Origin of the sequence: Nostoc sp. PCC 9305, from assembly GCF_963920915.1 — a bacterium.
Classification (GTDB): Bacteria; Cyanobacteriota; Cyanobacteriia; order Cyanobacteriales; family Nostocaceae; genus Nostoc.
Genome location: NZ_CAWUDN010000062.1, coordinates 17,380 through 37,473, shown reverse-complemented (window position 1 = coordinate 37,473; position 20,094 = coordinate 17,380). Strand labels below are relative to the sequence as shown.

Sequence of the window (20,094 nt, the reverse complement as noted above, 5' to 3'; positions counted from 1 at the left end):
GTCAATGCAACTAATAAATACAAGATCGACATTATGCCTCGTATTCAGCTAGCGTATCCCAAAATTCCTGGTAGTAAAAACTACCCATCCGGGCGCTGTATTGCCTTCGAGAAGTACGACGGGACTAATCTGCATTGGGTTTGGGAATTTGAACTTGGGTGGTACGGATTTGGGACTCGGCGCGATCGCTTCGATTTCGATGAGAAAGGAATCGCTGACTTTAACGCCGCCCATCCAGGCTTGGAAGCAGCACATAGCATATTTCAAACGCTTTTTGCGACCCCGTTAGATAAACTGTTTCAGGAAAATCCTATTTATAATAGTCCAGAAATCACCGTCTTTACTGAGTTTTTCGGTGCTAGTTCCTTTGCGGGTATGCACAAACCCGACGAACCGAAACAACTGATTCTGTTTGATGTAGAGACTAATCGCGGTATAGTTCCGCCGGAAAAGTTTGTACAGGATTTTAGTGATTTAGCGATCGCCCGCGTTGTCTATCGTGGCAAACTCACCGGACAATTTGTAGAAGATGTCCGCGCTGGGAAGTATGGCGTAGCTGAGGGTGTCGTGTGCAAAGGTGGTAACAGCCCTGTGGACTTGTGGATGGTAAAAATTAAAACTAATGCCTATATGAAAAAGCTACAGCAAGCCTTCCAAGATGACTGGGAAAACTATTGGGAGTGATAATGTGGATTCCAACTAAAGTTGGAGTTAACCATTTTGGCCAATGCATGAAATGCTGTTCAGCCATCAACAAGAGTTGGGAAACGGCTATCTGGTGGAGTATGCCAATAATCTAGGACTTGATATTTCCCAATTTCTGCAAGATATATCTAAAAAAGTGTACATCGATCGCATCAATGAAGATATTCAAAGTGGATTATACAGTGGAGTAACGGCTGCCCCAGCACTGTTTGGCTATCGGATTGCGGCTAAATATCCAGAGCGAGTAGAAGCGCTGATTGTCCAAAACGGGAATGCCTACGAAGAAGGTTTGCGCGAATTTTGGGAACCGCTCAAGGCTTGGTGGTGTGGGGCAAAAATGATCGTAGAAGCAGCCTACGCCTACAAACGCGACTTGCAGAACCTTGAGTTTTATTTGTTCGATACCGGGCACTTTGCCTTGGAAGAAGAAAGCGATGCGATCGCAAACTACATCGCTCAATTTCTCACTTCACAACTGCAACCCATCTCCATCTAATGAGTGCAAATCTGTCTACGGATGAAGTTGTAGCAGCAATCAGGAGAATCCCAATGTCTTAACATTAGGTAAATGCGCTTCTTCTAAGACCAAAAAGCGATGTCTGCGGTGAGCGATCGCTTCCAACGGGGTGTAGCCCATCGCGAACAGCGTCTTGTAAAGCCTGCGGCATAGCTTCCGTAGCGATCGCTTGGCCCTGTCCAGTTGAGCAAATTCATATCTAGCAATCTTTTTGGACTTTCCTATCCGTCGAACTCAGGTTTTTTTGGCGATCGCAAAAGTTTTCGGTCTACCGATATTTATTCCCATAACAGTACAGATGGCAACATCTCTGGGTATGCCAGCCGTAACATTTGGTAGGCAATCCCTGCTGTCCCCTGGAAAAAACCGGGATTAAACAAAGAGTTTGGTAAGTTGTTAAAGAGATGATATGTAACCGCTCTATCTGGTTGAGCCACTAACCAAGCAGTCTGCTTTTGGGCAATTTCTAGCAAATGGGGACGGAATAGTTTTTGTCCTGCCACCAACAACACCTCTATACGACCAAAATTGCCACAGCAGAGATGGTCTAAACCCTGTAAGCCATACTTCAGAGTTGTCTGCAATGCAACTTCCACATCTTGAAGTATTTCATCCGTTTGGTAAATTGACAAACCACCCAAACGTGACAAAGCAATACCAGGAGCGCCATGACACCAACTAACCAGAAACCTAGATTGGCATAGCCCATCAGAAATATCGCGCAAGTCTGGCCAATTGGCAGCGGTGGTTGAGAAAACACTGCATTCGTAAGCAATTCCCTCCTGAGCCGCTTGTAAATAGGCTTGGTCTTCGGTGACAGCATAGAGCCGTAATAAAGCATAAGCAATACCACCCGCCCCATGCGAGAAACCTGTTAATGGCTTTTGGGCTATATTTTTCCAGGCTCTAGGCTGTTCTTGTTCATTGACGCGATGCAAAAGTAAATGTTGACCGCAGTTAATAGCTTGGTCTAAAACCTTTGCTTCACCTGTTGCTTGATAAAGTGTTAATAACCCTAAAATTGCTCCCACTGCTCCTCCAATTACATCTAACTGTTGGTCAGCAGCGATTAATTCTGGTGTAATTAACTGAGCAGCTAGCCGCGCATCTTCGATGAGTGCTGTATTTGATAAAAATTGGCTGATTTTAACTAGAGAATAAATCATAGAGCCAATTCCTGTTGCTCCACCGATGCCAATTCGGTTAGCAAATTTTTGCGCGAATAAATTGTTGGATGTCTGCAATACTGTCTGCAAAGATTGTAGGGCATTCAAAGCCAAATTGCCCCACTGGGCATTACCTGTGACACGAGTAAGAGCCGCCAGAAATAAAGCGACACCACAACTACCATCGTAGAGACTATAACCCAAAGGCTGGAATTGGAACCGTTCAGCATTAGGAACATAGCTAAAGCCAATCCAGTTGACATTGCCAGCAGAATCATACAGAGACCTGGCTTGAATTTCCTCAGCAATAGCTTCAGCTTGCTGGAGCAGTTGAGAGGAAGTTAAAGGAGCAATTTCAGAGAAATTAGTAGTTTTTAAAGAGTTAGAATTTGGTGGTTCTTCAGCAACAAAATTTTGCCCCACTCTGGCATAAAAAGAGCCTTGAATAATCCCTATTTGGCTAGCTAAATCTGTTTCGTTGAGGCTTTGTAACCGCTTAAGAAATTGGTTATAACTTGGTTGTTTAAAATATTTTTCTATCGGTTGCTTTAGCCCAACAGTTAGGGCATCACTACTACAAGATGTCCCAAAGTAGGGAATATCCAACTGCTCTAAGGATTGGAGTTCCGATCGCAAAATTGCCCAAGCCTGTGGTTTTTGCCCAGATGTCAGACAAGTTTGACAAAGGATATCCAATTCAATACTACGCGCAATTCCATAACGCAGAAATTCTGGTGTCAGCGTTTTTTCTAAAAGGATGTGATAAAAATTGGTAGGGCGGAAAATAAACCGTACCTGTTGTGCTTGTAGTGCTGTGACAAAATCATCATTTGCTAGGAGTGCCGATCGGCGATCGCTCAAAAAATGATACATTTGCCTAAACCCCACGACTATCTCCTCCAAATAGTCGTTAGGCGAGAGCGCAACCCCATGCAACATCGGCACATTTGCCTGGACAGGTAATTTCACTTCTTCATATACCAAGTGCATTTCGTCCGTATTGACGGCTTTCCAGCGTGGCATTCGCCAAGGTGCTTGCTGGGAGTTAACACTACCTATAGCGCTGACATCGTAGGCAACTCGTTTGTCTGGGCTAAAGTCCCAACGGGGCAAAAGTCCAGTTCGCAGCACGGAATCCTGGAAATGTTGCTCAATTTCACTCATTTCTTCTATAGCTTGCACAGAGCCTTCTATCGGGTTGGTTTGAGGGTGTAATAGAGTTTCTGCGTCAATCAGCATCGGATGTTCACCGCAAGCAATTAAATTCTCGTAATGACAGTCATTCCCCCCCAGAACATACAATACGCACAACAGCATTCCAGCTCGCTGATAGAAGCGCTGTGCTGCTGCTTCATCCTCACATGGTAATTGTTCTATATAATCAAAAACCCAACCATAGGTATGGCGATCGAGGACTTTAATGACTTTGAAAATTAAAGGTGCATCGTGTTGATTACACCAATTTAATAACTGGTTATAAATAACTTCTAAACCTAAATTTTTGGGTTTATAAACTAATTTATTCCCAGATACAAAAGTTAGAATTAAGACAGAACGACCGCGATTATGCACATCGGAAAGCGAACCATCAATAGCTGTCACCTTCCCTAAAGTAACTTCTGTAAAATCTAAAATTCTCGCAATTTTAGCTCGATCGGCTTGCAAACGTTGCAGAAATTCTGCTGTTGCCTCCACCCAAAAATCAACAGTTGTTGCAATTAACCTACCTAAAACAGCATACTTTTTAAAAAAACCTAGCAACCCATCTTTTAATAGATCGTCGGCAAAATCAAGATAATACTTTTTAGTAGGACTGCCTAATATCCCTTCTGCTGATAATTTTAATTTCTCTAACATTAAGTTGAGTAAACTATAATTATAGGGACGGAAATTAGTAAATTCTAATTGGAAGGTTTTGGCGCTAAGATTTACCAATCTTTGTAGTAAGCCATGCTCTAATTGTAGGTAAGCTGATTCTGAAAGCAGGTTTAAAGGTAAACAGTCCGGGGATAGCGACATCGAACCCAAAAAAGTTAGTAATTTTTGTCGCCCTACTAAGACAGCAGGTAATAATATATCTGCAAAAGGTAACGGCTTTTCACCTTCTATTGTTAATTTCCAGGTTTCTGAAGTTACTTCATTTAAATTAAATTTGGTAGAAGTTTCAATAATCTCTTTTAAAGTTTTTGCCCAGTTTGGTAGCGGCTCCGATTCTGTTAAAGATACACTCAATAGTACCGAACGAACTGTATTAATATCTAATCCATCCCATTGCAGGCGCTTGGAGAATTTTTCCCAATTACCTTGAGCAACAACTTCACACCAATGCTTGATTAACTCATCATTAGTTTCTTCTTTATTAATTGAGTTTGTCCTTTTACTAAGGCATTCTGATAAAGAATTTGCCCGAGAAATAATTTGTAATAAATCATCATTAATCATTGACAAATCCTTATATAAAAAACTACTTATGGGACTTCCAAATAAAAAAATACTCAAAAAAGTGGCGAAAAAACTCTCTCCTCCTTATTTCTCTGTGTTCTCTGTGTCTCTGCGGTAGCCTGCGGCAAGCCGAAGCGTCTACGTTTAATTGATATATGTAGAACTCATGCAAAACTCTGTCAGAAAACTTGTAGAATAGCCCCTTCTCTACGTTCCCTACGGGACACTGACGCGAATGTGCAGCGTCTCGCAGACAGATGCATATTCGTAACTTGCTTCAACCTACGAATATGCGTCTACATGAATTGCCCCTACCTAAAAATCAGGCTTTCGGCTATTGCTCATACAAGATTTCAACCGATCCGCTAGCACTCTAACATGAGGTTCAGCAAGCATTGTCACATGATCCCCCAGTACCTCATAGATATCTATTGGTTCAGTAGTCAATTCACCCCAACCCAAAGCAGGTTGAGAAAAGCTCTCAGAAAACACCCCTCTAGAATCTTCAGCTACCATCTCAGAAGCTCGCAGGAGAGTAATTTTACCTCGATAAATTTGTGGTAGATAATTCAATAAAGCTTGATGACTCGCTTTTTGGACTTCCAATATCTGGCGAATCATATCATGGCCAGCATCTGGGGGAATGAGATCGGCCCGTCTCAATTTCTCTAAAAAATAGTTGAATTGCGCTTCGGGTTCTAACTGCTGGAGTTCTGTGTAGTCAACCGCCAGTTTTTTCTCAAAAAATCTTTCTAGCACTTGCGATCGCTTCACCATCCATCTCGCATCATCTATTGGTTCAATAACTCCTCTATGAATTGGTGCTGGTGTATCCATAATCACAAGTAAACCTATCTCTTGTCCTAGCTGTTGTAGCTGTTGAGCCATTTCAAAAGCTACAAGTCCGCCAAAGGAATGTCCACCCAAAAAGTATGGCCCTGTCGGCTGAAAAGCTTGTAAGGCTTCGATATAATGGGCTGCCAAATCAGGAATATTAGTATAAGGTTGTCGTTGTCCATCAACTCCAGGGGCTTGTAGAGCGTAAAGCGGTTGATCTGGACTGAGATAGCGTCCCAAAGCTACGTATCCCAGAACATTGCCCCCAATTGGATGGGCGCAGAATAAAGGTGGTTTGGAACCTGCGGTTTGGATGCCAACTAAGGGACACCAAGACCGAGAAGGCGTTTCGGAGCGGAGAATGGTCGCCAGATGTTCGATTGTTCCGCCTTGAAAGAGAATCGATAAAGGTAGCTCCCGACCGAACTGCTGCTGAATCAAAGCCATCAGACGCACCGCTAGTAGGGAGTGACCGCCAATGTCAAAGAAGTTGTCTGTGACACCTATGGGATAGATGTTCATAACCTCTTCCCAAATCTGCACTAGTTCTAGTTCCAAGCTGTCGCGGGGCATAACAAAGGTTGCCAATTTCAAGCTTCTGTTTGTATCGGGGGCGGGGAGGGCTTGGCGATCGACTTTACCATTGGAGGTCAGAGGTAAGGTGTTTAGGCTCGTTAGGGCGGCAGGAAGCATGTAGTCTGGTAAGTGTTCTTTGAGATAATCCTTTAGCTGTTGCTGATTGATTGTCATCCCATTTTGAGGAATGATATAAGCTATTAAACGCTTACCAAAGCGGTCTTCATCGGCTGCCACGACGCAGGTAAGTACATCTGGGTGTTGGCGCAATACCGTCTCAATTTCCCCTAATTCGATCCGAAAACCACGAATCTTCACTTGATAATCGATACGGCCCAGAAACTCAATATTGCCATCTGGGAGATAACGTGCCAAATCTCCTGTCTGATACAGGCGATTAGATTTTAGATTACCAGTTTTAGAGGATCGTAAGTTATCATCCCGATCGCTGAATTCAAAATCCCAAATCGGCAATTTAAAATCGATAAATGGATTCGGGATGAATTTCTCTTGGGTCAAGTCTGGACGGTTGAGGTAAGCTTGGGCAAGTCCAATGCCACCAATGTACAGTTCTCCTGGCACGCCGATGGGTACGGGTTGGAGATGGCGATCTAAAATATAGACTTGGGTGTTGGCAATTGGACGACCGATAGACGGTTGATTTTGGGTATCCGTGCATTCGGCAATGGTGGCACAGACGGTTGCTTCAGTCGGCCCGTATGCATTAAAGAAGCGGCGATCGCGTCCCCAACGCGCTACTATATCAGCAGAACAAGCTTCTCCAGCGACGATGATTGTCTGTAAAGCTGGAAGTTCTTCAACTGGTAGCACTGCTAGTACAGATGGTGGTAAGGTGACGGTTGTGATGGCGCGATCGCGCAACAAGCGCAGCAAGTTTGCACCAGGAAGCAGAGCATGGGTGGTTGCTAAACAAAGTGTTGCTCCTGCTACTAGAGCCATAAAAATTTCACTGATTGAGGCATCGAAGCTGAGGGAGGCAAACTGAAGGACGCGGCTATCAGGTCGGATATCGAAGGCTTGAATTTGGGCTGTAGCTAAGTTGCACAATCCTCGATGGGCGAGGAGAACGCCCTTGGGTTTACCAGTGGAACCGGATGTATAAATAATGTAGGCGAGGTTATCGGCTGTGACAACTTGGTTCAGGTTAGTACTGCTGTGTTGGGCGATGATTTCCGATTCTCGATCTAGAAAAACTACAGTTGTGCTTTTTCCTGCTTCAATGTCCAATGACTGTTGAGTGAGTAGCACCGACAATCTCGCGTCTTTGATCGTGAAAGCTAGGCGTTCTTTGGGATATTTAGGATCTAACGGTACATAGACACCACCCGCTTTCAGGATGCCTAAAATGCTCACAATCGTTAAAAGCGAACGCTCCATACAAACTCCCACCGGCATCTCTGGTTTTATCCCCAGTGAACGCAAGTAATGAGCTAGCTGATTGGCTTGGGTGTTTAACTCCTGGTAGGTGAGTGTAGAGTCATTAAATATCAGTGCGATCGCATCGGGCGATTGCTCGACTTGAGCCTCAAATAGTTGATGAATGCAGACATCGCTAGGATAGTCTGTTTGAGTATTGTTCCACTCCCACAATAACTGCTGGCGTTCGACTGTCGTCAACAAAGGTAACTCATCCAAAGGCTGTTTAGGATTAGCAACAATGCCCGCTAACAAAGTTTGAAAATGAACCAGCATCCGGTTAATCGTGGCGGCATCGAATAGTTCGGTTTTATACTCCAAACACCCAGTTAATCCTTCCTCAGTTTCTTTAAAAGATAAGGTTAAATCCAACTTGGCTGTGCCGCTATCTATCGGCTGAGAACTCAAGGTCAAACCAGGAAGTTTCAGTTCTGTTCTGGGAGCATTATAGAAAGCGAACCCAACTTGAAATAGCGGTGAGTAACTGAGGTGGCGTTCTGGCTGTAATTCCTCCACCAGTTTTTCAAAGGGCAAGTCTTGGTGATTAAATGCTGCTAAGGCAACTTCCCGCACCTGTTCTAACAGCTGCAAAAATGTTGGGTTGCCAGAAAGGTCAGTCCGTAGCACCAAAGTATTGACAAAACAGCCAATTAGTTGTTCTACTTCCGGTAGGTTGCGACCTGCTGTCGCTGTGCCAACTAGCAAATCTGTTTGACCTGTGTAGCGATAAAGTAAGGTCTTGAATGCCGCCAGCAGTGTCATAAATAGAGTTGCACCTGACTGCTGGCTTAGGTTCTTCAACGCCTGGGATAGAGTCTTAGATAGTGTCAGCGATCGCTTTGCTCCTTGGAAAGTTGGCTGTGGCGCTCGCGGACGGTCGGTAGGCAACTGCAACAAAGGCAACTTACCACTCAGCTTTTGTTTCCAGTAGGCAAGCTGGGTTGAAAGTACCTCGCCCTGTAACCACTGTCGCTGCCATTCGGCAAAGTCTGCATACTGGATGGGGAGTTCAGGGAGTGGATGCGGTATGCCAAGAGAGTTCGCTTCATAAAGTACTGCTAATTCCCCAATTAGCACTCCCATAGACCAAGCATCGAAAACAATGTGGTGAATAGTCAAAATTAGTACATAGTTATCTTTATCTAATTGCAGCAACGTTGCTCTTAATAACGGTGCTTTAGATAGATCGAAGGGCTGTGCTGCTTCCTTCTCTATTAGGAATTTTACTGTATCTATTTGTTCTTTTTTTGCTATTAACCTGAGTTCCACTTCCTTGAGCGTGAAGCTGAAACTGGGAGCAATCACTTGTAGCGGTTCCCCATCTACCGCTTTAAAGGAAGTACGCCAGATTTCATGACGCTGAATAATTTCGTTCAGACTCTTTTCTAATGCTGCTACGTTGAGTAAACCTTGGATTTCAACGGCTCCAGAAATGTTGTATACCGAGCTACCGGGGGTTAATTGGTCAAGAAACCATAACCGTTGTTGAGCAAAAGAGAGACGAAGTTTAGCATTGCGTGAGGTGGGTAGCAATGGTCTATAAGTCGCAGGAGTAACTGTAGCTTGCCACAGAAAATCGAGAATTTCCGCCTTGCGCTGTGATAACTCGGCTTTGAGAGCAGGTGTCAGCGTTCCTTGGGGAGCGCTATAACGGAGGCGAAGCTCCTGTGGAGCCGCGCCTTCCACCCACAGTTTGATATTGCTACGGCGCAACTCAGATAAAAACTCGATGGTTGTCATAATTCTCCCTCCTCCAATGCGCCCTCAAGATGTGGACTTTCTTTTACCCAATGCAGAGTTTCAATGCTTTCAGCTTGAGTAGCTAATGTTGGCGACTCAAACAGCGATCGCAAAGGTATTTCTACTTGAAAGGTTTTAGCCACGCGAGAAAGTAGCTGAGTGGCGTTGAGGGAGTGTCCGCCTAATTCAAAAAAATTATCGTTTAACCCTACTCGGTCAAGATTCAGGACTTGTGACCAGATTTGCGCCAACTGTGTCTCTATGGGTGTCTGGGGTGGTACAAAAGTTCGATTTTGTTGTCGGTTGGGTGCGGGAAGCGATCGCTTATCCACTTTACCGCTAATGGTTCTTGGCAAAGCATCCATCAGCACGAATACTGAAGGTATCATCGATTCTGGCAGGGATTGTAATAAAAAATCTCTCAATTTCCCTGATTCCAATTCTTCTTTGAGAACAACATAGGCACACAAATATTTATGACTATTTGCGTCTTCACGATCTACGACAACCACATCTTTAACTAATGGATGAAGTCGCAGATAATTTTCAATTTCTCCTAATTCTATTCTCACTCCTCTAATCTTGACTTGCCCATCTCGGCGACCCAAACATTCAAAATTTCCATCTTCTAAAATTCGACCTAAATCACCTGTTTTATAGACGATATCATTGGGATTATTACTAAAAGGATTGGGAATAAAAACTTGATTGGTTAACTCTGGCTGCTGATAATATCCCAAGGTACGATAGGGAGTCCGAATATAAATTTCACCCACCATTCCCGGAAGACAAACTTTTCCTCGCTCATCAACAACTAAAGCCGCAGCTCCATCCATAGGCTTCCCAATAGGGATAGAGCATCGTTCTTTATCAGCAGCCTTGACGAAATAAAAGAACTTCGTCATTGTTGTTTCTGATGCCCCATAAAGATTGACTAACTGAATTTTGTCGCCGTAAATATCCATCCAACGGCTAATATCCGCAGGCAGTAGGGGTTCTCCAGATAAAAGAATATACTGCAAAGATGAAAAACTTTTCGGGTCTAAATCTTCATTCAGAAGAGAGCGAAATAAGGACGGTACACAATGAATTAGATTTATTTGCTGACGTTCTATCCATTCAATTAGCTTTCTAGCATCAAGGATAATATCAATTTCTTCCGGTATGCAAACGACACCACCAGCACATAAGGGAACAAAAATATCTCTTAAAAAAGCATCAAAAGCGGGAGTAATTAATTGACTAACTCTGGTGAACTCTTTAATCCCAAGTGTTTGGATTTCCCAGTTGATGAAATGAGCGATCGCTTTCAGACGACCTGCTATTCCTTTGGGCTTACCCGTCGAACCAGAGGTGAAGTATAAGTAGGACATATCGTCTGGTTCTATCTGAATATTTGGCTTCTCAATTTGAGAATATTCTGCATACTTATTCAGGTAGCAATTCAGAAGATTAAAACTATCAAAATTGCGATTTTCTTCCAAACAAATAACTGGCGATTGTAAAAATTCTGCTATTCTACCATTGCTAATTTTCGTTAATCCAGTGGCATCAACGATTAACCATTGTGGAGCTACTTCTGCAATCATGGTATGAATTCGCTCATCAGGTAAATCAGGAACTAGCGGTACAAAGACACAGCCTGCTTTTAAAATGCCGATGATTGCAATAATAAATTTAACAGAATCTTTAGCCAAAATCGCTACTATTGAGCCTTTAATAGCGCCATGTTCAATGAGAAAATTTGCAAGTTTATTTGACTGCGTTTCAATTTCACCATAGGTAAATTGTCGTTCGCCACAATCAATAGCTATATTTTTGCTAAATTTATCAGCAGTTTCACTAAACCAATCTTGAATATAAATTTGAGAGTTCATATTTTTTGGAATTATATTGGTCTATTGCTTGAGGAACATTTAAATCTGGCGAAAATATCCGGGAGAGAAACTGGAAAGCCGCAATTATGTTTGGTAAATCTGTATAATTTTGTAGATGTGAAATACTCCATAGTTCTTGTGCTATTATCGTCAGCGGATCTAAAAAGATATTTTCGTGTTGCTTACCTGTAACTGACTCTAAATATTTATTTAACAAATGAATTTCTGTGCAGCCTGCGATCAATTTTTGTACATTGTACTTAGCTTGCAAATTTTCTAAAATGGGTAGACACTTTTGAAAATCTCCTTTAATTTTTAGATAATAAATCATTTGATGAATTAAATCTTGATCGCTTTCATCAGGTAATATGATGTCATCTTTAACAAACTGCCAAAGAATATGCTTTTGAAATATTTGTAATTTTTGCGTTCCGGTTGAGCAAATTAATAAATGCTTTTTTGGTTGGTCTAAAATCTTTTTGAAGATGATATCGACTAAAGAAATAACTCTATCTCTTAAATCATAGGGTAATTTGGGCAGTAAGTAATGAGAAGTTATGCAACAAATAACAATTTTTGAAACATCTAATTCACATAATTGATATAAAGCTTCTATTAAATTAGCTAGTAAAATTTCATCATCTCCCCTGAGCAAAGCTTCCGTTCTGTCAGGGAATGTGGGGTCAGAATAAAGAATAACTTTAGGTGATTGTTGTTCGCGTTGTCCGAAAATATTATATTCATAAATTGTCTTCAAAAATTCAGCCGATGCCAATGGGCCCATACCACCTAAAACACCCAACATTTCCCTCTTATGAATCTTTGCCATTTTGCCGATACCTCGCTTCTACTGTAAACAAACTTAATTATGTTAGTGGTATTGGTGAATTAGTTAATATCAGGCATTTTGAATTCCTGTAAAAATATCCCAAAAGTCAGAGGGATAATTAACAAGTCCATATCAAAAGGAAGATTGAGGTGAAAGCCATCTTGCAAATATTGGTTTTTAAGGTTATCGATAGTGATTGGGTTGAAATAGCCTTGCTTTTTAATCAAATCATTTGACAATATGTCATTGATATATTCAATATTTTGTTTTAATAAATGAGGGCTTCCTGGTGCATGAAAAGCAAATTTTTCTCGTTCAACAATTTGTTGAGGAAGAAAGTCTTTTGCTGTCTGTTTAAGAATATATTTTTCTTTTAAACCATTGAGTTTTAAGTTAGGAGGTATTTCTTTGGTAAATTCAACTAGATTAATATCTAAGAATGGATAACGAGCTTCAACCGAATTAGCTAAAGCCATGCGATCGCCATGATCGGAAACTAAATGATCTGATAACCTTAATTTAAAATCAAGATAAGACCTTTGATGAATAAAATGTCTATTTCGTAACTTCTCATGGTTAACTAACTCAAAATTAAGACAGTCAAATTCGCTAAATCGATCGTTCAATTCTGAGGAATACAAAGCTAATTTTGTTTCTCGGTAAGAGTATAAATCTCTTTCATAAAAAATATTTTCATCTCCCCATACCTTAAGTCTCAATTCATCCTCTAATACGGATTCCAAACTATAATCTTTTTGGTTTGCAGAAAGGTTGCTATTTCGTAATTGTTCAAAACGATAGCCGACATAACCTGCAAATAATTCATCAGCACCTTCACCCGTTAAAATGGCTTTAATATGGTTACTATTAGCACAGCCAGAAAGAGCTAAAGAAGCTGTATTATAGGTTTCTTTGATCGGACATTCAGAATGATAAATAGCTTTTACTAAGCGATCGCTGATTTGATGCCAATCAAACAAAATATCATGATGGATAAAATTAAGTTGTTTCAGCAAAATATCTCGATATTTTGACTCACATATCTCTTTATCTGTAAAGCCAATCGAGAAAGAATGTACATCACTATCAGGACGTATTTTATTGACTATTGCTGCAATTAATGAAGAATCTAAGCCGCCACTAACGTACACTCCCACCGGGACATCAGCGTGTAACCGATATTTCACTGATTGGATCAAAAGCTCTTGTAATTTCTCTGTGTAATAGCTTTCTGGTTGACTATAAGCAGTTTCATTAATCTGTGGATAATCTAAATCCCAGTATTCTGTAACTTTTACCTGAAAATCTTTAATCAGAACATAATGACCACTTTTTAAACTATTGATATTTTTAAACATCGTTCTCGGACTTACTAATCCGGGAAATGTGAGGATTTGATCTAAACCAACTAGGTCAACCTCACGCCTAACTAACGGATGTGCTAAGATTGCTTTGATTTCTGAGCCGAAAATCAAAAATTTATCCACAATTGTATAAAAAAGTGGGCAAATACCCATTTGATCTCTAGCTAAAATTAATTGTTGTTCTTGATAGTCGTAAAGAGCAAAAGCAAATTGACCATTGAGTTTATTTAAAAAATCTAGCCCATATTCTTCATAGAGGTGAATCAAAACTTCTACATCTGTATTGGTGCGGAATTTATGACCTTTTTTAATTAGTTCCTTCTTCAGTTCTAGATAATTAAATATTTCTCCATTACATATTAAGACTATTGTCTCATCCTCGTTATATAGAGGTTGATTACCGCCTGCTAAATCAATTAAACTTAACCTCCGAAAGCCCAAACCTAAATGTTCTTTAATCAAATATCCCGATGAATCTGGGCCTCGATAAATTAATGTGTCAGCCATATTTTCCAGAACTTTCATTTCTGGACTACGCTCTTTTGAAATATCAAAATATCCACAAATACCGCACATAATATCTTAATTTTACTCCAGATCGGCATTGAAACTATTGACTAGCACTTGACTTTCTACTGCGTTAGTGTCAGTAGTTAGGGAAATATGCGATAGAGGATGGGCTGCATTGACTGGAATATTTTCCAGCAGAGTCTGAAGTTGTTTTAATATTCGGCGAATAGTGTCAGCATCAAATAGGTTGAGGTAATAATCAATCCTTAGTAATAGTTCTGCTCCTGGTTCTACTGTCACACTTAGTGGATAGTTGGTTTCAAAAAAGAAACGAACATTGAGCATTTTCAAACTGCCGTTTTGCTCTTTTAAGGAAATATCAACGGGGTAATTTTCAAATGTCACAAAACTCTCGAACAAGGGTGTTCCTCGTGGAATCTCACTCCACTCTTGAATCTGCACCAATGAGGTATGTTGATACTGAAGCATCTGGGCCTGTTGCTGTTGTAACTGCTGGAACCAAGAGAGGAGGGAAACATGGGAAGAAGCTTGCACCCGCATCGGTAGGGTATTAATTAATAGTCCCACGATCGCTTCAACCCCTGCCAGTTCTGCTGGACGGCCAGAGACAGTTATCCCAAATACTACATCTTCCTCACCACTGTATCGGCTTAACAACAAAGCCCAAGCCCCTTGTATGAGGGTATTGAGCGTTAGATGATACTGTCTGGCAAATAATTGTAGAGTCGATGTTACTTCGGCTGAAAGGTAGATTTGCTCCTGAGCATATCCCCGATTATGGTTGAGCAAACTACTTACCGCATCGACTCCCAACTTGGTTGGGGCGTGTAGTCCACTCAGCGCCTGTCGCCAAAAAATTTCAGCCTCGTGCCAGTTCTGCTGTTGTAACCAGGCAATATAGTCTCGATAAGGACGACTATCTTCCAGATATAATTCTTGCTCTTTACATAACGCTGCGTAGAAGCTGAAAACTTCTTTCAAAATAATAGAATTGCACCAACCATCTATTAGCAAATGGTGATGACTCCAGATGAGTTGATGAGTATCTGTAGCAGTTTGGATCAAGGCCAATCGCATTGGGGGTGTGTGACTCAGAGAAAAACCCTGCTGTAAATCTGCCTGAAGATAAGCTTGCAATAGTTGTTCTTGTTCTCTGGAAGACACCTGACACCAGTTTTGGATCTGCCAAGATATCTTAACCTGCTCTAATACGACTTGGATTGGTTCTGGCAATTCTTCCCAAATAAAGATGGTTCGTAAGCTGGGGTGTCGATTTACTACCTGTTGCCATGCTTGTTGGAAAGCTGGAATGTCCAATTTTCCTTGCAAGGTAAAAATCTTTTGCTGGAAGTACATTCTTGAATTTGGGGCATACAAGCTATGGAAGAGTAAGCCTTGTTGTAGAGTTGAGAGGCAATAGATATCTGCGATCGCAAATTTGGCACTGAGTAGATCCAGTTGCTCTTGGTTCAACTTAGCCAGGGGAAAATCAGAAGGCGTGTAGCCTTTATGCGAGGTTAGGCAGTGACGGATAATTCCTTGGAGTACAGCGATAAAATTCTCAGCTAAATTTGCAATTGTCGATCGCCTATGGACATTCTCGCTATAAGTCCAATTCAGTTGCAGTCTGCCTTCAATAACGATCCCATCAATGGCAATTAAATTAGTTCGCTTTCCTTGCAGACTCCGCTCTGATCCTGTAGACTCTTTCACTAACTGAAATAATGTTGATTGTGGTAGCGATCGATCAAACCGTCCCAAATAGTTAAAGCTCACCTCAGCTTGCGGTAAAGCTTGGAGTTTCTTGGTGATTTCTGGGTTGCCACTCAAATAGCGCAACAAGCCATAGCCAATCCCCTGGTGAGGAATCTGGCGCAGTTGTTCCTTCAACGATTTCACCGCCAAGCCAGTAGCCTGAGATTTGTTACCATTCTCAACAAAAGTCCCTGTCTTTCCAGAATTGAGAGATAAGTCCAGTAGGACGGGGAAATGAGTTGTGAACCAGCCAATTGTGCGGGACACATCTACATCGTTAAAAAGTGCCTCCCGTCCATGTCCTTCTAACTCAACGAGCAAAGTGTTTTCTCCTGTCCACTGTCTAAAAGCAAGTGCTAAAGCTGTTAATAACAAATCGTTGATTTGGGTTTTATAGACGGCTGGAACTTCTTGCAACAGAGCTTGGGTATCTTCCGCATTTAGGGATACGGAGACTGTACGGGCAGAAGCGACAGTGTTAGGCTGCCCAAAATCATCTCTGGGTAATGGGGAAACTTGATGAAAGCTGGGATTCAGCCAATAATCGAACTCTTGCTGAAGTACTGTAGACTGAGCATATAAACGCAGACGCTCTGCCCAATACTTGAAAGAAGTCGTTTTGGCGGCAAGTTGAATGGCTTTACCTTGACTAAGCTGTTGGTAAGCTTTATGAAAATCTTCTAACCAGATGCGCCACGAGATCGCATCCATAACTAAATGGTGAATAACGATCGCTAAACGTCCTGGTTGATTAGCACCAAGGTTAAACAGAGCGACTCGCATTATTGTAGTTGACAAATTCAACGTTGCCTGCATTGTAGCAATCTCTTGTTCAATCGCACTGAGTTGCTCTGGCGCTGGCAGATTTGCCAAATCTATCTGAGACAATGGAGGTATGTTGTTACTGGTATATATTTGCTGCCAGCTTGCACCCACTCGCTCAAATCGCAGCCGCAGGGCATCGTGATGTTGGTTTAAGTGTTGGATGACTTGCTGCAACCAGTTGGGGTTTACATTGGGTGGAGTTTCTAGCAAAATCGACATATTCCAGTGATGCGGTTCAGGTAGATTCTGCTCAAATAACCAGTGTTGGATGGGTGTTAGAGGTACTTCACCAGTTACTAACCCTTGCTCTATTTGTAGTTCAGGTATCTTAGTTGCTACTGCGATCAACTGGGCGATCGTTTGCTGGTGAAATAGCTGCATGGGGGTCAGATAAAGCCCCGCTTCCTTGGCTCTGGCGACAATCTGAATGCTGAGGATAGAATCTCCACCCAACTCAAAAAAGTTATCCTGCACTCCCACTCGTTGGACACCCAAAACTTCCGCCCAGATATCGGCTAATATTTGTTCTTCTGGAGTTCGAGGTGCAATAAAGGCTGCTTCTAGTTCGGGGCGTGTCCAATCTGGTGCTGGAAGGGAGCGACGATCCAACTTACCGTTAAGCAGCAATGGCAAAGCGTCCAGCCTCACGAAAACAGAAGGCATCATGTAGTCGGGCAGTTTCTCCTGCAAAAAGTTGCGTAGTTCACTGCTAGATACATCTGTGCGGTGGGGGACAATATAGGCAACTAGCCGCTTTTCACCCCGACGATCATCCAGAGCGATCGCTACAGTTTCGCGTACTGTTGGGTGTTGTCGCAATGCTGCCTCAAGCTCTCCCAACTCGATGCGGAAGCCACGAATCTTCACCTGATGGTCAATTCGACCGAGGAACTCAATGTTACCATCACTAAGGTAACGTGCTAAATCTCCAGTTTTATATAGGCGATCGCATCCTGCCGCCGATCGCAGACTCGCTCTAAGCGAAGCATCCCGAAGGGTATAGGCTGCGCTATCGTCAAAGGGATTTGGTATAAATTTTTCCTTGGTCAAATCTGGGCGGTTGAAATAGCCCCGTGCTAAATTCGCACCACCGATATATAGTTCTCCAGGGATGCCGATGGGAACGGGTTGCAGATGCTCATCTAAAAGCCAGATTTGCGTGTTTGCCAGGGGTTGTCCAAGGGGAACATTCGCTGCATAATCGCTTTGACCGTTTTCCACCTGATAAGTAAGTACTCCTACAGTAGCTTCTGTAGGCCCGTAGTGATTTAGAATCTTACAGTCAGGGGCTAACGCTTGCACCTTCTCAACTAATTGCCAACTCAAGGTTTCACCGCCCAAAACTAATCGATGGCGGGGTAAGATTTGGGCGGGGTGTTGGCAGGAATTCAGTAAAGCTTGCAGATGACTGGGAGCAATTTTGAGACAGTCAATACCGCCATGATTGTAATAGTAATCAGCCAGCTTATCTGCATCAGAGGCTCGCTCTTGAGAAATTACATGGAGACAGCCGCCTGTACACAAAGCAGGGAAGATAACTGTATTACCTAAATCTGCGGCAAAGCTAGAAACTAAGCTAAAACTAGCACCAGTAGGCAGATTTAGTTGAGCAAGGATGCTATGAAGATAGTTGCACATTTGCTGATGCTCAACGGCAACTCCTTTAGGCTTTCCTGTAGAGCCAGAGGTGTAGAGTACATAGATTAAATTTTCTGGAGTGGCTTTGCTGAACAAGTTTTCATTGCTTTTTTCGGCGATGATATGCCAATCTGCATCTAGGGAAACCACACGCGCGCTGTGTTCAGGGAGATTCCAGGCTGAGAATTCTTGAGTCAATACCACTGTTGCCTGGGTATCTTCTAAAATCAAGGCTTGGCGTTCTTTTGGCAGTTGAGGATCGAGCGGTACGTAAGCACCACCTGCTTTCAGAATAGCTAGCAGGGCAATGATTATCAAGTGCGATCGCTCCAGACAAATTGCCACCAAAACTTCTGGCCCCACACCCCAATCCTGTAAATAACGTGCCAGTTGATTAGCACGAGCATTGAGTTGAGCATAAGTCAATTGCTGGTTCTCAAACACAACGGCAACATTATCTGGTGTACTATCTGCCTGTTTTTCAAACAGTTGATGTATGCACTGAAATTTTGAATAATTAGTTTCTGTATTGTTGCACCATAACAACAGTTGTTGTCGCTCTACTTCACTGAGAATTTCTAACTTACTGATTAAAGTTAAGGGATTCTCAATAGCACTTGCTAACAACATTTGAAATTGTCCCGCCCAACGTTTTATATCCTTTGCTCGAAATAAGTTTGAATCATAGTGAAATTCTGCAACTATCTCGTGATTTTTGTTTAAACAGCATGATAAATTTAATTTAAATTTATCAATATAGCTCAATTGCTTATCTATATATATAACCAGATTATCTGCAAAATACTGCTCTGTTTCTTCTGCAAAATTGTAGGTGACTGGAAACCAAGATAAATTTATCTTATTCCAACTAAAATAATCCTGCCATTTGGTTTGTTGAAGTGTAGATTCATTAATCTGCTTTAAAACTTCCAAAAATTGTAAGTTCGCTGCTAAATGAGCATGAATTGGTAAATATCTAGCGAATAATCCTAATGATGCCTGTAATTCCTCATATTGACGACCATCGTATGCTACACCAACAATCAGATTTGATTCTCTTGTCAATCGCCACAGATGGATGTGCCAGATAGTTTGCAGAAATACAGATATTGAAATATCATACTGCCGTATCAGGTTTTTTAGCTTTGCAACTGTATGTGGTTGAATAGCGATCGCAATTGATTCTGGTTTAAAATCTCTAGATTTAGCTGACTGATTTTCTCCTGGAAGTTTGAAATTAAAAATAGTAGAAATATCTTGTTTTCCCCAATATTCTCGCCCTTTTTTGGTATCTTCTGCTGTGAGTAATTCATGTTGCCATTCTGAATAATCAGCATATTGCATTGGTTCGTGCTGAAGCTGTTCTTTTGCCAATCCTCCATAGTTACAGCTAATTTCACGCACCAAATTTTTAAGTGTTACACCATCTGCACACAGAGACGGTAAACAAAGAAGTAATAAATGCTTTTGAGGCGACAAAATTATCAAAGATACATTCAAAATTGAAGCTTGTGCAAAATCGAAATCTAATTGACTCATCTTTTGCCAAATTGCTGCGATTTCAGCTTCCTGTTCTAATGGAGTTAAAGCAGCCAAGTCATGCTGATAAATTGCTGGTAGGTTACTGTCAATTATGACTTGAAAGGGAATAATCTCTTCTGGTGAACTTTTGAATGTGGTACGTAAAATCTCATGTCGATTAATGACAGTATTTAAGGCAATTTCAAGAGCCTCGATATTGAGAATTCCCTCAATGAAAACAGCACATTGAGTCCGGTAAGGCAAGCTAGAATCAGCTTGCTGCAACAACCACAGATGCTTTTGCTGAGTTGAAAGTCGAAAAAACTCAATCATT

General features: G+C 41.8%; 8 protein-coding genes and 1 pseudogene. 2 read left to right on the top strand and 7 right to left on the bottom strand.

The window, feature by feature from the left end; genetic code table 11:
• Positions 1-33: 33 nt before the first annotated feature.
• Together ACM0OX_RS22050 and ACM0OX_RS22045 are read left to right on the top strand one after the other, a co-directional pair.
• A complete protein-coding gene (locus ACM0OX_RS22050) occupies positions 34-684 on the top strand; it encodes an RNA ligase family protein (protein ID WP_414517109.1) in 651 nt (216 codons plus the stop codon).
• A 34-nt stretch (positions 685-718) separates the two neighbouring features.
• Positions 719-916, top strand: a pseudogene (locus tag ACM0OX_RS22045) (DsbA family protein); the annotation flags it as partial.
• A gap of 368 nt (positions 917-1,284) precedes the next feature.
• On the opposite strand, the gene ACM0OX_RS22040 reads toward ACM0OX_RS22045, so the two are convergent.
• The 7 genes from ACM0OX_RS22040 to ACM0OX_RS22010 form a co-directional block, all read right to left on the bottom strand.
• Positions 1,285-1,419: a hypothetical protein gene (locus ACM0OX_RS22040; protein ID WP_414517107.1), complete on the bottom strand. Its 135-nt coding sequence runs from the start codon at positions 1,417-1,419 to the stop codon at positions 1,285-1,287.
• Positions 1,420-1,500: 81 nt separating this feature from the next.
• Complete coding sequence (locus ACM0OX_RS22035) at positions 1,501-4,830, bottom strand: type 2 lanthipeptide synthetase LanM family protein (RefSeq protein WP_414517106.1); 3,330 nt, start codon at positions 4,828-4,830, stop codon at positions 1,501-1,503.
• A gap of 315 nt (positions 4,831-5,145) precedes the next feature.
• A complete protein-coding gene (locus tag ACM0OX_RS22030) occupies positions 5,146-9,420 on the bottom strand; it encodes an amino acid adenylation domain-containing protein (protein ID WP_414517105.1) in 4,275 nt (1,424 codons plus the stop codon).
• The gene (locus tag ACM0OX_RS22025) at positions 9,417-11,297 is read right to left on the bottom strand and encodes a non-ribosomal peptide synthetase (RefSeq protein ID WP_414517104.1); all 1,881 of its coding nucleotides are present in this window, start codon (positions 11,295-11,297) and stop codon (positions 9,417-9,419) included. Before ACM0OX_RS22025 ends, ACM0OX_RS22030 begins: the two co-directional genes overlap by 4 nt.
• On the bottom strand, positions 11,263-12,126 hold the full coding sequence (locus ACM0OX_RS22020; protein ID WP_414517103.1) for an aspartate/glutamate racemase family protein: 864 nt from the start codon (positions 12,124-12,126) through the stop codon (positions 11,263-11,265). The genes ACM0OX_RS22025 and ACM0OX_RS22020 overlap by 35 nt, the downstream gene beginning before the upstream one ends.
• 59 nt (positions 12,127-12,185) lie before the next feature.
• Positions 12,186-14,066, bottom strand: coding sequence for an asparagine synthase (glutamine-hydrolyzing) (asnB, locus tag ACM0OX_RS22015; protein WP_414517102.1), 1,881 nt, complete (start codon positions 14,064-14,066; stop codon positions 12,186-12,188).
• A 12-nt stretch (positions 14,067-14,078) separates the two neighbouring features.
• On the bottom strand, positions 14,079-20,093 hold the full coding sequence (locus ACM0OX_RS22010; protein WP_414517101.1) for an amino acid adenylation domain-containing protein: 6,015 nt from the start codon (positions 20,091-20,093) through the stop codon (positions 14,079-14,081).
• Position 20,094: the final 1 nt, after the last annotated feature.

Bases quoted from the DNA above. Each gene is read 5' to 3' on its own strand.
- ACM0OX_RS22040 (WP_414517107.1), bottom strand. From the start codon at position 1,419: ATGAATTTGCTCAACTGGACAGGGCCAAGCGATCGCTACGGAAGCTAT.
- ACM0OX_RS22020 (WP_414517103.1), bottom strand. From the start codon at position 12,126: ATGGCAAAGATTCATAAGAGGGAAATGTTGGGTGTTTTAGGTGGTATG.
- asnB (WP_414517102.1), bottom strand. From the start codon at position 14,066: ATGTGCGGTATTTGTGGATATTTTGATATTTCAAAAGAGCGTAGTCCA.
- ACM0OX_RS22030 (WP_414517105.1), bottom strand. From the start codon at position 9,420: ATGACAACCATCGAGTTTTTATCTGAGTTGCGCCGTAGCAATATCAAA.
- ACM0OX_RS22035 (WP_414517106.1), bottom strand. From the start codon at position 4,830: ATGATTAATGATGATTTATTACAAATTATTTCTCGGGCAAATTCTTTA.
- ACM0OX_RS22050 (WP_414517109.1), top strand. From the start codon at position 34: ATGCCTCGTATTCAGCTAGCGTATCCCAAAATTCCTGGTAGTAAAAAC.
- ACM0OX_RS22010 (WP_414517101.1), bottom strand. From the start codon at position 20,093: ATGATTGAGTTTTTTCGACTTTCAACTCAGCAAAAGCATCTGTGGTTG.
- ACM0OX_RS22025 (WP_414517104.1), bottom strand. From the start codon at position 11,297: ATGAACTCTCAAATTTATATTCAAGATTGGTTTAGTGAAACTGCTGAT.